Consider the following 15237-nt stretch of genomic DNA (forward strand, 5'->3'; position numbering starts at 1 on the left):
AAATTCCTATCTGTTTTCTATATAATGAGTGGAGAAGAATATCGTACAGAAAGTTGGTCCATTCCATGACTTCCAAGAAAGAAATAATGTCGTATCTGAAACAGGAAATCCTCTCGCTTGCGCTGAAGCCCGGGTCGATGATCAGTGAGACCGCGCTTTCCGAACGCTTCCAGCTGTCGCGGACGCCGATCCGGGATGTGCTGAAGCAATTGTCCCTGGAGCAGTACGTTGACATCTATCCCAAAAAAGGCAATCTGGTCTCGTACATAGATCTGGAGTCGGTGGAGCAGATAATCTATCTCCGCAATGTGCTGGAGAAGGAAATTATGAAGTCGCTGGCCGGTAATATTCCGCTGAAGGGGCTGCATGAGCTGAGGGGCAACCTTGCGCAGCAGCAGCAATGCATTGAGCAGGCGGAGGGGGCCGAGCTTTTCCTGCAGCTGGATGATCAATTTCACCGCACCATGTTCGGCCTGGCCGGACGCGAATTCCTGTGGGGGGTGCTGCAGCAGTTCAATGTGCATTACATCCGCTACCGGAAGCTGCATATGCTGAAGGACGAGAAGCTGGCTACAATTCAGCAGGAGCATCAGCAGCTGCTGGATTATATTGTGCAGGGGGACACTGCGGGAATCGATGAGCTGCTGCATCATCATCTGCGGGCAGATATTGATTCGATGAACTTTCAGGAGCACTTCGCCACTTATATCAAGAAATAAATCCGTATTCTGGACCGCCTGGCAGATGCCAAGTATCCCTGCACTCATGTGACATGAAGGCAGGGATATTTGGCATGGAGGCCTATTGTCCGGACTCGCGGTATTCGCGCGGTGAGGTGCCGTGCCAGCGCTTGAACTGCCGGCTGAAATGGGCAATATCACGGTAGCCGAGAATGCCTGATATCCGGCTGACGGACAGGCTGGGATCATCCAGCAGGACCTTGGCTTCATGGAGCATCTGTTCGGACAGAAACTCCCGGGGCGAGATGCCGAACACCTGGCGGAACACCCGGTAGCAGTGTGAGGCGCTGATCCCGAGCTCCGAGGCAATATCATCAATTCCGTAATGGCTGTCATAGGGCAGCTCCAGCTTGAATTGCTGGTAGACCAGCCCCTGAAGGCGGCTGCGGATCTGGTGGGCCAGCTCAATCTTCTCATAGGTGGCAGGGGAAGACAGATCAGCTTCAATAGAGAAGGCTTCCCACAGCTGGGCGAACAGATCGAAGACGGCGGACTGCAGCCTCATGCGCTGTGACATGGTGATGTCTCCCGAGATAGAGCCTGAAATATCCACCAATTTGGAGAGGATGGGTCCTAGCTTATGGGCAATATTGCTTGCGGAAGGGAAGAGTACGTGATTCAGGCGGCTGAGCAAGGAGATCAGGAGCTTGTCATCGATATCAAAATGAATGCAGAAATACGTAAAAGCCTGGCCGTTTCCGCTGCGGCTGGCATGAGAATCTCCCGGCCGGAGCAGCACTAAGTCTCCGGCACGCTGGATATAGCTGCGGTTATTAACGGTAAACAGCTGCTCCCCTTCCAGCACATAGTTGAATTCATATTGCGGATGGGCATGCAGCGGATAATCCCATTCCCCGCTGACCTTGCGCAGATGCATGCCAAACAGGTTAAGTGTGGTTTTCACATCCGGGATGATCGTTTCACTAAGGCATTGTCCCAGAACAGGCGGTAAAAAAGCGGAAACCATTAGATTCTCCCCCCTGACGCTTGCGTTAGAATTAATGAGTGTATTCGTTTTACGCGATCCATTATCCCGTTTTTAGTATAGCTGAAACCTGCTTGATTTGGGTAAATAATTGCTTGATTTGACAATGTTCCCGTCCGGCGGCTGCGTGGTAGGATGAACCTGAACAGGAACTAGTATACAAGATTGGCGCAGAAGCCCGGGCTTCACCGGCTGTGTTAATAACCGTGGCTCAGCGACCACCTGCCCGGTCATACGCCCGCTAACATGAATAATACACTGGAGGAGATGTTGGCATGAGACAACAACCGGACAATCAGACTGCCGCAGTAGCCGGCAGCGGATACGACGCCTGGTTAAGCTACCCGAAGCTGCCGCAAGGCAATCTATATACGCAATATGTGAAATGGTGCGGAGCCGTATCCGTGACGGAAGAGCAGGAGACGGTGCAAGCCGCGCTGCGTGAATGGCAGAGAGGGATTGCCTCGATGCTGGACATTGAGGCAGGGGCTTCACCGGCTGCGGACGGATTCAGTGTGGCATTCGGCACCTTTAACGGCGGCAATCCGCGGGTCGAAGCCATATTTGACGAAGCAGCCGGACAGGCGGTGGGACCGGAAGGGTTCGCAATCCGCACCAGCCTGACCCATAAGTGTATTGCTGTAGGAGCTTCCTCACCGGCAGGTGTGCTGTATGGTGTCTTCCACCTCCTGCGCCTGATCGGAAGTCTGAAGGACATTGAGCATCTGGATGAAACCGTGAATCCGGTGAACGCGCTGCGCATGATTAACCATTGGGATAATTTCGACGGCAGTGTAGAGCGGGGATATTCGGGGAGATCCTTCCTCTATGAGAATAACCGCTTCACGGATGATCTTAACAGAATTACCGATTACGCGCGGCTGATGTCCACCGCAGGCATCAATGCCATTGCAATCAACAATGTGAACGTCCATGCGCTTGAAACATTGTTTATCTCCACCTACCTGCCTGATGTTGCCCGGATCGCTGATGTATTCCGCATCTATGGCATCCGCCTGTTCCTGAGCGTGAACTTCGCCGGTCCGATGCATGAAGGGGAAGTGGGAACCGCAGATCCGCTGGATGCCGGAGTCCGGGAGTGGTGGAAGACGAAAGCGGCTGAAATCTATACGGTGATTCCCGATTTCGGCGGATTCGTGGTCAAGGCCGATTCAGAGAACCGGCCAGGCCCGTTCACCTACGGGCGGGATCATGCCGATGGCGCGAATATGCTGGCGGAGGCGCTGAAGCCGTTCGGCGGCATCGTCATCTGGCGCTGCTTCGTGTACAACTGCAAGCAGGACTGGCGTGACCGCAAGACAGACCGGGCGAGAGCAGCCTATGATCATTTCAAGCCGCTTGACGGTAAGTTCCATGATAACGTAATTCTGCAGATCAAGAACGGCCCGATGGATTTCCAGGTCAGAGAGCCGGTATCTCCGCTGTTCGGGGCGCTTGAACAGACCAATCAGGTGATTGAATTTCAAATTGCCCAGGAGTATACCGGACAGCAGCGTCATGTCTGTTACCTGGTTCCGCAGTGGAAAGAGATTATGGAATTTGACACGCTGGCCCAAGGCGGAACGGCTCCGGTGAAGCATATCGTCGACGGCTCGCTATGGGGCAACCGTTACAGCGGTGTGGCTGCAGTATCCAATGTGGGCAATGACCGGAATTGGACCGGGCATCTGCTGGCCCAGGCGAATCTTTACGGATTCGGGCGGCTGGCCTGGAACCCGGAGCTTAGCGCGGAAGAAATTGCTGCGGAGTGGATCGCCCTGACGTTTGGTACAGACGCTGCGGTTGCCGGCGTAATCAGCCGGATTTTACTGGATTCCTGGGAGATTTACGAATCCTATACGGCACCGCTTGGCGTGGGCTGGATGATTAATCCCGAGCATCACTACGGCCCTAATGTGGACGGCTATGAATATTCTCAATGGGGCACCTACCATTATGCCGATCATCAGGGAATCGGTGTAGACCGGACTGTGGCCACAGGCACCGGCTATAGCGCCCAGTATATGGGCAGCAATGCGCAGCGCTATGATTCACTGGAAGAATGTCCGGATGAGCTGCTGCTGTTCTTCCATCATGTGCCGTATACCCATGTGCTGCATTCCGGCAAAACTGTGATTCAGCATATCTACGACACCCATTTTGCAGGTGCGGAACGTGCTGCCGGGCTGCTGGCTGCCTGGAGCGGATTGAAGGGCAGGATCGCAGAGGGGCTGTATGTACAGGTAGAGGAACGTCTGCGGGGACAGGCTGCGCATGCCAAGGAGTGGCGCGACCAGATCAATACTTACTTTTACCGCAAGAGCGGCATAGAAGATTCCGGAGCACGCAAGATTTATTGAGAGTTAATAGGGAACTATTAGGAGGTGCAGGTTCATGACGCTCACTTTCGGACAGGTTATCGGACATTTAACAGCAGGCATCCGCAAGCCGGATGGAACGGTAGACAGGCTGGAGCCGGGAGCTCCGGAGTCGGAGGTGCAGGGGATTGTGACCGCCTTCTCGGCTTCGCAATATGTAATTGAGCAGGCGGCCTTGCTTGGCGCGAATCTGATCATTACGCATGAAGGTATTTATTACAGCCATCAGGATAACCGGGAGGGGCTGGAGAATGATCCTGTCTACCGGCAGAAATCTGAACTGGTCGCCAGCACCGGTGTAGGTATCTACCGCTTCCATGATTATGTGCACCGCTATACACCGGACGGGATCATAGAAGGGCTGCTGCGGGAGCTGGAATGGGAACCGTATGTCGAACGGCATCTGCCCCATGTGTCTATTCTCTCGGTCCCTGCTGCGGCAGTTTCAGAGTTTGCCGGATATTTGAAGCAGCAGCTGCATATCCCCTATGTCCGCGCAGCAGGCAATTTATCCGCTGTATGCAGCAGAGTGGGCGTGCTGGTTGGCTACAGAGGCGGTGGTGCAGCCACCATTCCCCTATTTGAGCAGGAGTCACTTGATCTAATTATCGCCGGTGAAGGCCCGGAGTGGGAGACCCCGGAATATATCCGGGATGCCGTCCGGCAGGGCCGAAGCCGGGCATTAATTATGCTGGGCCATGCGGAGAGTGAAGCGCCGGGGATGAAGCTGCTGGCGCAGCGGCTGGCCTTGCAGTTTCCGGATGTGCCGGTGCATTACATTCAGGAACAGCCCGTTTATCAGATTGTATAATTAACGGAACCTCTTTGAAGGTGTGAAGACCAAGGGACAATGGCTGTCCCTTCAGGACTCCTGCCGGCAAGGGGGTTTTGAACGTTCAGCTGGAACATCCCGCCGGATTGCGCTGGACAGCGGCATTGTATGCAGACTGCCGGTCTGGTTCATATTGCGGATTGCCCCCCGGGCGCAACTATCATATAGTGGAATTCTATATGAGGTTAGGCAGTGCAGAAGATGAAGCGCCATCTGGATAGCCAATTTCACGACAGGAGGATAGAATCAGGCTTATTCTATTCTCCTTTTGCGTTTTTAACCATTGATTCCGCATTTTGAATATTGTTTGTATACAAGATTCAGCTTACATTGTAGAGGCATCAAGCCATCAACTACACCTATAACGGAGGTCGTACCAGTGATGAATTCATCCAGATCGAAAAAGCTGCATAAACCGCTTATCGTTGTGTTAGGTCTCACATTGCTTGCTGCAGGCTGCAGCAGCTCCAAGAAGGATAATTATGAAAGCGCTTCTGTCACTCCTGCCGGAAATGCCGCGGCTTCCAATGAAGCCGCGGCAGCTTTCACTTATCCGATGACGGGCGGCATAGAGCTGACTTATATGAATGAACAGCTGGGAGGTACGCCGGAACGGCTGCCGGTCGATGACGAATATGAGAAGCGGACAGGAATCGCAATCAGACAGCTGGGCGGAACACCGATGACCGACCAGAAGTTCAGTCTGCTGCTGGCCTCGGGCGAGCTGCCGGATATCTTCCTCAATACCTGGCTGCAATACCCGGGCGGACCTGATAAAGCCGTGGAGCAGGGGTACATTCTGAAGCTCAATGATCTGATCGATCAATATGCGCCTAACCTGAAGAAGACCCTTCAGGAGAACCCGGATATCGACAAAATGATCAAAACTGATGACGGTACGTATTACGCCTTCCCGTTCATCCGCTCGGAGATCGGCCGGGTCTACGGGGGGCCGATTATCCGCAAGGATTGGCTCGATGAGCTGAATCTCGGCATCCCGGAAACGATTGAGGAGTGGCATACTGTACTGACTGCTTTTAAAGACAAGAAAAATGCAGCCTCACCCGTAACCTTCCGTACGATATTCCTGGGAGAGCGGACTGGAGGGTTTGCCGGAGCGTTCGGTGTGATGGGTAACTTCTACGTTAACGACGGCAAAGTAGTCTATGGCTATCTGGAGCCTGGCTACAAGGACTACCTCAATACAATGAGCCGGTGGTACAAAGAAGGGCTGATTGACAAGGATTTCGCTTCGATTGACGGCGCTACCGTTGATAAGAAAATGACCTCGAATGTAAGTGGAGCAACGATCGGCTGGCAGTACTATATTGAGAAATATAACTCAGCCGTACAGGAATCGGACCCGGAAGCCGATTTTGTAGCCGCTCCGTATCCGTCAGCTGCCAAAGGCGCACTTCCTGAGTTCGGCCAGCTGGATAATGCCTATGCGGGGACAAGCTCGGCAGCCATCTCAGCCACAACCAAGAATGCAGAAGCTGCTATGCGCTGGCTGGACTATTCTTTTACCGAACAAGGCAGCATGCTGAATACCTATGGGATTGAAGGCATTACCTATACGCTGGAAAACGGCAAGCCCGTCTATACCGATCTTGTGGTTAAGAATCCGGATGGCCTCGGCAGCGACCAGGTCATGTCCAAGTATTCGCACGGCACCAACTTCCCGATGATTCAGCAGGACAATAATCTGCCGGCGAAATATCCGGCAACGACCGAATCCATCGGCATCTGGAAACAGACCAATCATGAGAGCCACCTGCTGCCTCCGGTAACGCCAACCGCCGAAGAAGCGGATGAAATGAGCAGCATTATGAACGACATCAATGCTTTTGTGAAAGATATTGAGCTCAAGATCATTCTGGGCACCGATTCCGTAGACAATTACGATAACTATGTGCAGCAGATGAGAGACCTGGGCATCGGGCGTGCGCTGGAAATTCAACAAGCAGCCTATGAACGTTACCTGAACCGTTAGACGATGCTCATATTTCCAGGCTTATACTACCAAACCTTTAGGAGGAATTATCCATGAGTCAAAAAAGGAAACTCAGCAATGGCTGGCAGTTCAGCAAGCAGCCGCTTCATTCGAAGCTTGCCGAGGTGGCCGCAGGTGCAGACTGGATGCCGGTTACGCTGCCGCATGACTGGCTGATCTATGATACCCGCAATCTCTACGAGAACGGGGAGGGCTGGTACCGCACCAGCCTTACGTTCGAAGAAGTACCTGCCGATGAGCTGGTGTCCCTGCGTTTCGAGGGAGTGTATATGAACTCGACGCTGTACGTGAACGGGCAGGTGGCGGGTGAGTGGAAATACGGATATTCCACCTTTGAATTCGACATTACTTCCTACCTGACAGCGGGTGAGAATGAAATCTATATGCGTGTGATCCACGAATCGCCCAATTCCCGCTGGTACTCCGGCGCCGGAATTTACCGGCCGGTCTGGCTGAAGACAATGCCGAAGACGCATATTGCTGCTGACGGAATTTATATTGCGGCCAGAGCAGCGGCGGAGGGTGAAGCCTGGACTGTAGACGTGGATGTGGAGCTGTATACTGCTGAAGCAGCAGCGGCAGGCAGGGAGCTGAAGCTGCGGCACAGCATTCTGGATGCGCAAGGAACGGTAATTGCCGCAGGAACCTCTGAGGTGCCTGTGCTGCAGGGCGGTTCAGCCGTACATAACCACAGCCGTCTGACGGTTGATCGCCCGTTGCTATGGGATATTGCCAATCCCCATCTCTATTCTCTGCAATCTGAACTGCTGGCAGACGATGAGGTCATTGAAGTGGAGAAGGAGCGCTTCGGGTTCCGGACGATGGAGCTGGACAGTGACAAGGGCTTCTTCCTCAACGGCCGTCATGTCAAAATATACGGAGTCTGCCAGCATCACGACCTCGGTGCTCTGGGTGCTGCTGTGAACAAGGCGGCGCTGCGCCGCCAGTTCGTCCTGCTGCAGGAAATGGGCGTCAATGCCATCCGCACCGCGCATAATATGCCAGCTGTAGAGCTTATGGAGCTGGCCGATGAAATGGGGCTGCTGATCGTGTCGGAAGCCTTCGATATGTGGGAGCGCAGCAAGACGCCTTATGACTATGCCCGGTTCTATCCGGAGTGGTGGAAGCGCGATATTGCCAGCTGGGTGCGGCGGGACCGCAACCGGCCAAGCCTGCTGATGTGGAGCATCGGCAACGAGATTTATGATACCCATGCAGACAGCCGCGGCCAGGAGCTCACCCGGGAGCTGCAGGAGGAAGTGCTGGTCCATGATCCGCGCGGCAATGCTTTTGTTACCATTGGCTCGAACTATATGCCCTGGGAGAATGCGCAGAAATGCGCCGATATCGTCAAGGTGGCAGGCTACAACTATGCGGAGAAATATTATGAGCAGCATCACCGGGAACATCCGGACTGGATAATCTACGGCAGTGAGACCTGCTCGACAGTACAAAGCCGGGGAGTCTATCATTTCCCGCTGGCTCAATCCGTTCTGGCCGATGATGATCAGCAGTGCTCTTCTCTGGGGAACAGCTCGACCAGCTGGGGTGCCAAAAGCACGGAGGCCTGCATCACCGCAGACAGGGATGCTTCCTTCTCGCTGGGGCAGTTTCTCTGGACGGGCTTTGACTATATCGGGGAACCGACTCCTTATCACACCAAGAACTCATACTTCGGGCAGCTGGATACCGCCGGATTCCCTAAGGATTCCTATTATATCTATCAGGCAGAATGGACGGATTACCGCACGCATCCGATGATTCATATCTTTCCATACTGGGATTTCTCGCAGGGCCAGCTGATTGATGTACGGGTCTGCTCGAATGCTCCGCGCATTGAGCTGTTCATGAATGAAGTGTCGCAGGGCAGCGTGGACATCGATCATGTCCACGGACATAAGCTGCTTGGAGAATGGCAGCTGCCTTACGCGGACGGTGTCCTGCGTGCAGCTGCTTATGATGAGCAGGGGAATGTAATCGCCACGGAGCAGATTTCCTCCTTCGGGGATGCAGCTTTGCTGGTGTTAACTCCAGACAAGCAGGAGATTGCCGCAGACGGTACGGACCTTATCTTCGTAACGATCAGCACGCTGGATCAGTCGGGGCGTCCGGTAGCGAATGCCAATAACCGGGTTCACCTCAGTGTTGAGGGCCCCGGACGGCTGATCGGTCTGGATAACGGGGACAGCACGGACTATGATTCCTACAAAGGCGTAAGCCGCCGCCTGTTCAGCGGTAAGCTGCTGGCAGTGATTGCCGGTACATTGGAGCCCGGAACGATTACGCTGCGTGCGGCTTCGGCGGATCTGGCTTCGGCTGAGCTTACGCTGCGGTCGGTGCTTCCCGCACCGGGAATGATCGCCGAAGATGAGCTGTATCTGTATGCGCATAACCCGCTGGAGGCAGATGCAGCATCCGGAAATCCGGAGAGCGGCAAGGAAGAGGAGATCCCGGTCCGCAAGCTGGAGATGATCTGCCCTGAGGGTAATATTCTGACGCCGGCGCAGCCGTCACTTCCGGTCCGGGTGAAGCTGCATCCGCAGGGTGCCGCCTGGCAGGATGTCCTTTGGCGGATCACCAACGCCGCCGGAATTGATGCCAATATTGCCACCATTGAGACCAGCGGGCATGAAGCCGTAATCACGGCTTTGGGTGATGGCGATGTATACATCCGCTGCGGGACAGCCAATGGCGCAGACGGCATCCGGCTCTATTCACAGATGGAATTCAAGCTTACAGGGCTTGGCCAGGCTTATCTGAATCCGTATGAATTTGTCTCCTCGGGATTCAACAGCAGCCATAGCCGGAATCTGACCAACGGCAATGAACGCGGTGTAGCTACAGCCCGGGAAGGGGAGAGCCGGATCTGCTTCGAACGGATTGACTTTGGGGATGATGGAGCCGATGAGATCGTTCTGCCAATCTTCTCGCTGGATGATCAGGAATTCCCGATGGAGATATGGGAAGGCATTCCCGGAGAGAATGGTGCCGAGCTACTCACCTCAGTCATTTACCAGAAGCCGTCCCGCTGGAATGTGTACCAGGAAGCAAGCTATACGCTGCCCAAAAGGCTGACAGGCATCACTTCACTGTCCTTCATCCTGCGGAAGAAGATTCATCTGAAGGGCTTCTCGTTTGTCCGCAGGCACAAGGCGTATGAGCGTCTGGCTGCACAGGCCAACAGTGCCGTTTACGGGGATGCCTTCACCATAACGGAGGATGCCATTGAAGGGATCGGCAACAATGTCTCGCTTATATTTGCCGGGATGGACTTTGGCGGGGGGCGATGCTCAAGGGTTGTCATCTGCGGACGCTCAACGCTTGCGAACAATACGCTGCAGATCCTGTTCAGCGGTCCCGGCGGCGAGTCCAAGCAGCTGATTGAATTTGCCGGAAGCGGCAGCTATACGGAGCGTGAATTCACTCTGGAGCCGCCGGTAAGCGGCAGCCAGACGGTCACCTTCCTGTTCCTGCCGGGCAGCCGGTTTGACTTCAAGTGGTTCCAGTTTCTGCCGTCCGTATAGCAAACAGGGATATCCTAAACAGCCACCATCTGGCGTTTGAGATATCCCTTTTTCTATCAGCTGCCATATATCCGCCCGTCATCGCCTGCTTCACTGATCCGTACCTCAATAAGCTTCATTGTGCTGACAGCCCTGACCGCATGCCGGTCTCCACGGGCTATAGTGAATATTCCGCCTGCCGATGCTGCGGCTGCGGCTCCGTTCACCGTGACCTCACCGTGACCCGATACAATCATCCATGTCTTGGCAGAATGCTTACAGTCCATTTCCGGGATGTCATGCTCCGGCAGCAGTCTTAATATCATCGTAAGTACAAGGCGGGTGCCATTTGCTGCCTGGTCCAGAAGGGTATAGCTGCCCCAGCCGGTCTCACCGTACCTCGGCTCCTGAACAGAATGCTCTTGCAGGATGTCCTTGATCATGTTTGCTTCCTTCCTGGCTGCAACCAGGATGCCTTCGGGGCTCGCTATGGCGACTATGCCGGGTACACCGATTACATGCAGCGGAACCTTCAGCTCATTGACGATATGGGTATCCCGGCATTCCCCCCATAGGCCTCCTTCGCCAGTCAACGGAGAGTCCAGCCGGGCAGCCAGCGTATCCCAGCTTCCCAGATCAGACCACTCCCCCTTATGCCGTACAACGACTGCTTTGGTGCTGTGCTCCGCCACTTCCTTGTCGAAGCTGCGGACTGGAAGTCCGGCATATTGCGCAACAAATGCCGCATGATCAGCGGGCAGCCCCATCCTCTGCAGATGCGACAGCAGGAAGCTTAGCCGAAACGCGAATACCCCACAGTTCCATAAAGCATGCTCCTGCATCAGCTCCCGGGCTTTGGCGATACCCGGCTTCTCTGCAAAAGAGAGCACCTGAGCATACGCCTCCGTGCCCCCTTGTGCCGGGACAATATAGCCGTATTGATCGGAAGGATAGGCAGGCTGGGTTCCAAGCAGGAGGAGCTCTGCCTGTGAGGATGCCAGAATATCCGGAAATTGAGGAAACAGCCGGAAGAAGTCTTCGTCCGCATACATATCAGCCGGAGCCACGCAGATGATATCCTCCGGTCCAGCCTTTCCAGCGGAGTACAAATGCAGGGCGCCATAGGCGGCTGCCGTAAATGTGCCGCGCTTGTGAGGCTCCCCGATCACCGGAAACTTGTTTCCGGTATAGCGGCGGGTGATGGCCAGCTGGTCCTGATGTGCGACGAACAGCACGGATTCGTCAAGTCCCGCTTGACTGAGCTGCCGGCATACGCGTCCGATCATGGACTCTGTGCCCCCGTCAGGTGCAGGAAGCAGCGGCAGGAACATCTTGGAACGGATGCTGCCGGAGAGGGGCCATAGCCGCATACCGGAGCCCCCGCTTAGAAGAATAGTATGCAAGGCGGTCTGCCTCCTTAAGGTTTGGGCGGAGTGGAATATCCCTTGCGCTGATGGAAGGACAGCGAACGGTACGTACGGGCATACTTCTGAAGCTGCGCTTTGCCCAGAGAGCCCGCCGGAGTCTTCAGAGCTTTATTGTTGGCGTTCCTGAGCAGCACAGCGGCGCTGTTCCTGCTGTACACATAGTTGGCATAGGTTTCGAATTCGGAGAAGCCGAACTGCTTCGTTTTGTCGATGGAGCGGAGAATGGCGGCATGCCAGGGCATCCCGTGCCGGGCTTCAATAGTTCTTTTGAGACTGGCCAGCTTCGCGGACTCGAACAGCATATAGTGTGTAACAAAAGACTTAGGGGAAGGAGCGGCGGCGCCGAGCAGCTTCCGGTAGGTGCGGAAATATTCCGGCTGGCTCCAGCTACGGCAATAAAAGATGCTTTTCCCGCCGGAACGGAAACGATGGGGGCGAATCAGCACCGTATCCGCATCAACCACCAGGAAAAATTTCTCGCGGCAAATATGATCCCCGTTCATCTTAAGCAGCTGCTGGTACAGCCAGCCGGAACGGTTCCAGCGGGAAGAGGAGTAGCGGATAGCTTTCTTGGTGAACGGCAGAACGGTGGTTTCATTGACAAAGACACAATTTTTGCGGGAGCACAGCCCTCTGATCTTGCTGCTGTTCGGCGAAACAATATAAATATGGCTGATAGGGTGGCGGACGTAGCGGCGGAGACTGTCGATCACATGGGGGAGGGTGGCAAGATCCTTTTCAATAGCCGGGATCAGAACATCGATTGGAGGGCCGTTTTTCGTTACATTTTCCGAAGTATCTGACATGGGTTCATCTCCGTACCTATATTGACACTTGAGCGTCTGCACTAGGGTATGCCTGCGGATTAACGGTTGACAGGGCAATGATCCTGCTGAAAGTTTATCTTCCCATAGGGGGCAGATGCTTTATTCAAATACGCCTTCTTCCGCATAGAATGCAGCGACTATGCAAATCAAGGGAGGATGGAGAGCTCCTTCCCGGACAGGAGAGTGCATGCGTGACAGCCAAGCAGGTTCAGTCAGGTCAGAGCAAATGGTACAAGACCCAATTGTTGCTTAAGAACCAAACCATTACCCCCTTCATCCCGGATACCCGGAGGTTTACCAGACGCAATCTGGAGCAGATGATTCACAGCTATGGAATGATTTATGTCAAGCCGGAACGGGGAACCTATGGCAATGGAGTGATCCGCGCTGAGCGGGGGGAACGGCAGGGGTATACGTACCAGTATGAGGAAACGCGGCGCCATTTCGATACGTTTGAAGCTTTTCATAAAAGTCTGGCGAAGAAGATCGGCAGAAGGAGCTATCTGGTTCAAAAAGGTATCCATCTGCTGAAGCAGGGCGGGCGCCGTTTCGACATCCGGGTGATGGTGCAGCTCAGCCCTAAGGGCGTCTGGGAGGCTACCGGGATCATTGGCAGGCTGGGGCATCCGCGCAAAATAGTAACCAATTACCACAGCGGCGGCAAACCGACCGCAGTGGAGCAGTTGCTCTCTACCCATCTGTCGGCCCACCAGCTCGCGCAGTTGAAGGGAGAACTGAACCGTCTGGGCACACGCATCGCGGTTCAAATGCAGAAGACCTATCCGCGCCACCGGCAATTCGGTGTAGACATCGGCCTTGACCGGACGCTCAAGCCATGGATTATTGAAGTGAACATGAATCCTGACCCGTATATCTTTAATCAGCTTAAGGATAAATCCATGTACCGCAGAGTAATGAGGTACCGGCGTTTTAGCCTGAAGCCATAGAGCACACAAAGAAGGCCTGCCAACGTGCAAGGCCTTTCTTTTGTGATCATTTTTTTATAGGCTTACGCTTTGCCAGCAGGAGTCAATTAGACCGTCGATCTCCTCGTCCTTAAGGTCCAGATAATGGTTCAGTGCGCTTTTCACGACATAGACGATGGAGCCGTAATGCATCTGCACCATGAACTTGGGGTCCATAGCGGTAAACAGCTTCTGCTCAACGGCTTCGGCGTAGAGCTTCTCCAGCGGATGACACCAGCCGCCTTCATAGGCCGCTTGCTTGACTTCATCATAGATATAGGGCGAGAACGAATACTGTTCGATAAATTGAAAGCCCTGCGGATACTCCAGTGACAGGGTGATCAGATTCCTCCAGGCCCGCTCCAGACGGGTGCGCAGAGGTTCGTCGGTATATACGCCGTCAAGCACCTTATGCCCGTTAAAAGTAACGATACCCCTATACAGCTCATTGATGATTGCTTCTTTACTCTCAAAATAATGATAGATGCTTCCGGTAGAAATCCCGGATTTCCTGGCAATCAGCGACATGGAAGTCGCCTGAAGCTCCTTCTCAATAATCAGACCCAGCGTCGTTTCCAGGACGGCCTGCTGAACCTTATTATAATTGTCGAACATAAACCCGCCTCCAATCGAACATTCATTCTAATGTAAGGCAAGAGGTTCCGGCTTGTCAAGGCACGCAGGGGGCGGCATTACGGCTGCGTTTTAGCGGTTATTCTGCGCCATGGTCTCCAGATACTCTTCAATCGGCACGGAATTACGCAGCGCCATCAAGCTGTTCCCTGTATCGCCGATCACCGTCCGGAATTTGCTGCTTACCCCGGTGGCCAGGTCTGCTATCGCATCAACAATTACTTGCGGGTCATCCAGCTGGCTGTTGTCGCGGTTTCCCATAAGCGCACTCAGTTTATCCATCATCTCATCGTACACTGTAATCTTCTCATCTCTGTTCCAGATGATATTATTCGTGAAGTTATTGCCGGAAGAACCGCCTTGCTCGATCAGCCTCAGCTCAATATTCAGCGGCTTCAGCTCGTAGTACAACCCTTCGGTTAATCCTTCCAGCGCGAACTTGGACATGTTGTAGAGAGAGCCGAGCGGCACCGCAGTGGTCACACCCATGAAGGAGCTGATGTTGATGAACATCCCTCCGCCATTGGCCCGGAAGTGAGGCAGGAAGCGGCGGATCACATTGATCGGTCCCCGGGTATTGACAGCGAATTGCCAATCGATATCCTTCTCAGCCGCCAGCTCCAGCGGTCCATAGGTGCCCATTCCTGCGTTGTTAACAACAACATCTATCTTGCCAAAAGCGTCTATAGCCGCATCCACAGCCGAACTCACCTGGTCCGGATTTGTAACATCCAGTTTGAACAGCCTGATATTGTCGTACTGGCGCAGCTCCTGCCCGTTCTCAGGTGTACGCATAGTGGCCGCCACATTCCAGCCCATTTTGGCGAAATGAATCGCCGTTAGCTTTCCGAGTCCCGAACTGGTTCCTGTGATGAAAATCGTTTGAGCTGCTGTGTTAGTAGACATGAATAATTCCTCCTAATTTTAGATCGA

11 protein-coding genes are annotated in these 15237 nt (G+C 54.0%); 6 read left to right on the forward strand and 5 right to left on the reverse strand.

Annotation, left to right across the window (positions count from 1 at the left end; translation table 11 throughout):
- The first annotated feature begins 86 nt into the window (after positions 1 to 86).
- On the forward strand, positions 87 to 719 hold the full coding sequence (locus tag NSQ73_RS08480; protein ID WP_340986128.1) for a GntR family transcriptional regulator: 633 nt from the start codon (positions 87 to 89) through the stop codon (positions 717 to 719).
- Between the two features lie 82 nt (positions 720 to 801).
- On the opposite strand, the gene NSQ73_RS08485 is transcribed toward NSQ73_RS08480, so the two are convergent.
- Complete coding sequence (locus NSQ73_RS08485) at positions 802 to 1707, reverse strand: AraC family transcriptional regulator (RefSeq protein ID WP_171718128.1); 906 nt, start codon at positions 1705 to 1707, stop codon at positions 802 to 804.
- Between the two features lie 293 nt (positions 1708 to 2000).
- On the opposite strand from NSQ73_RS08485, the gene NSQ73_RS08490 reads away from it, so the two are divergent.
- The 4 genes from NSQ73_RS08490 (at position 2001) to NSQ73_RS08505 (ending at position 10473) form a co-directional block, all read left to right on the forward strand.
- On the forward strand, positions 2001 to 4085 hold the full coding sequence (locus tag NSQ73_RS08490) for an alpha-glucuronidase family glycosyl hydrolase (RefSeq protein WP_340986129.1): 2085 nt from the start codon (positions 2001 to 2003) through the stop codon (positions 4083 to 4085).
- Positions 4086 to 4119: 34 nt separating this feature from the next.
- Positions 4120 to 4914: a Nif3-like dinuclear metal center hexameric protein gene (locus NSQ73_RS08495; protein WP_340986131.1), complete on the forward strand. Its 795-nt coding sequence runs from the start codon at positions 4120 to 4122 to the stop codon at positions 4912 to 4914.
- Between the two features lie 403 nt (positions 4915 to 5317).
- Positions 5318 to 6928 carry an extracellular solute-binding protein gene (locus tag NSQ73_RS08500; protein WP_340986132.1) on the forward strand — a complete coding sequence of 537 codons (1611 nt, stop codon included), beginning with the start codon at positions 5318 to 5320 and terminating at the stop codon, positions 6926 to 6928.
- Between the two features lie 53 nt (positions 6929 to 6981).
- The gene (locus tag NSQ73_RS08505) at positions 6982 to 10473 is read left to right on the forward strand and encodes a glycoside hydrolase family 2 TIM barrel-domain containing protein (RefSeq protein WP_340986133.1); all 3492 of its coding nucleotides are present in this window, start codon (positions 6982 to 6984) and stop codon (positions 10471 to 10473) included.
- Between the two features lie 56 nt (positions 10474 to 10529).
- On the opposite strand, the gene NSQ73_RS08510 is transcribed toward NSQ73_RS08505, so the two are convergent.
- On the reverse strand, positions 10530 to 11855 hold the full coding sequence (locus NSQ73_RS08510) for a sugar phosphate nucleotidyltransferase (protein ID WP_340986134.1): 1326 nt from the start codon (positions 11853 to 11855) through the stop codon (positions 10530 to 10532).
- A gap of 14 nt (positions 11856 to 11869) precedes the next feature.
- Positions 11870 to 12685 carry a DUF6492 family protein gene (locus NSQ73_RS08515; protein WP_340943947.1) on the reverse strand — a complete coding sequence of 272 codons (816 nt, stop codon included), beginning with the start codon at positions 12683 to 12685 and terminating at the stop codon, positions 11870 to 11872.
- Positions 12686 to 12897: 212 nt separating this feature from the next.
- Here NSQ73_RS08515 and NSQ73_RS08520 point away from each other — a divergent pair, with 212 nt between their 5' ends.
- The gene (locus tag NSQ73_RS08520; protein ID WP_171718135.1) at positions 12898 to 13653 is read left to right on the forward strand and encodes a YheC/YheD family protein; all 756 of its coding nucleotides are present in this window, start codon (positions 12898 to 12900) and stop codon (positions 13651 to 13653) included.
- 54 nt (positions 13654 to 13707) lie between these two features.
- On the opposite strand, the gene NSQ73_RS08525 is transcribed toward NSQ73_RS08520, so the two are convergent.
- Together NSQ73_RS08525 and NSQ73_RS08530 are read right to left on the reverse strand one after the other, a co-directional pair.
- Complete coding sequence (locus NSQ73_RS08525; protein WP_042138858.1) at positions 13708 to 14286, reverse strand: TetR/AcrR family transcriptional regulator; 579 nt, start codon at positions 14284 to 14286, stop codon at positions 13708 to 13710.
- Between the two features lie 90 nt (positions 14287 to 14376).
- Positions 14377 to 15210 (reverse strand): SDR family oxidoreductase, encoded by an 834-nt coding sequence (locus NSQ73_RS08530; RefSeq protein WP_336100043.1) that lies wholly within the window; start codon positions 15208 to 15210, stop codon positions 14377 to 14379.
- Positions 15211 to 15237 lie beyond the last annotated feature (27 nt).

The organism is Paenibacillus sp. FSL R10-2736, assembly GCF_038000245.1.
Classification (GTDB): domain Bacteria; phylum Bacillota; class Bacilli; order Paenibacillales; family Paenibacillaceae; genus Paenibacillus_AQ; species Paenibacillus_AQ phytohabitans.

Coding starts and splice junctions, on each gene's coding strand:
- NSQ73_RS08480 (WP_340986128.1), top strand. CDS start 87: ATGTCGTATCTGAAACAGGAAATCCTCTCGCTTGCGCTGAAGCCCGGG.
- NSQ73_RS08485 (WP_171718128.1), bottom strand. CDS start 1,707: ATGGTTTCCGCTTTTTTACCGCCTGTTCTGGGACAATGCCTTAGTGAA.
- NSQ73_RS08490 (WP_340986129.1), top strand. CDS start 2,001: ATGAGACAACAACCGGACAATCAGACTGCCGCAGTAGCCGGCAGCGGA.
- NSQ73_RS08495 (WP_340986131.1), top strand. CDS start 4,120: ATGACGCTCACTTTCGGACAGGTTATCGGACATTTAACAGCAGGCATC.
- NSQ73_RS08500 (WP_340986132.1), top strand. CDS start 5,318: ATGAATTCATCCAGATCGAAAAAGCTGCATAAACCGCTTATCGTTGTG.
- NSQ73_RS08505 (WP_340986133.1), top strand. CDS start 6,982: ATGAGTCAAAAAAGGAAACTCAGCAATGGCTGGCAGTTCAGCAAGCAG.
- NSQ73_RS08515 (WP_340943947.1), bottom strand. CDS start 12,685: ATGTCAGATACTTCGGAAAATGTAACGAAAAACGGCCCTCCAATCGAT.
- NSQ73_RS08525 (WP_042138858.1), bottom strand. CDS start 14,286: ATGTTCGACAATTATAATAAGGTTCAGCAGGCCGTCCTGGAAACGACG.
- NSQ73_RS08530 (WP_336100043.1), bottom strand. CDS start 15,210: ATGTCTACTAACACAGCAGCTCAAACGATTTTCATCACAGGAACCAGT.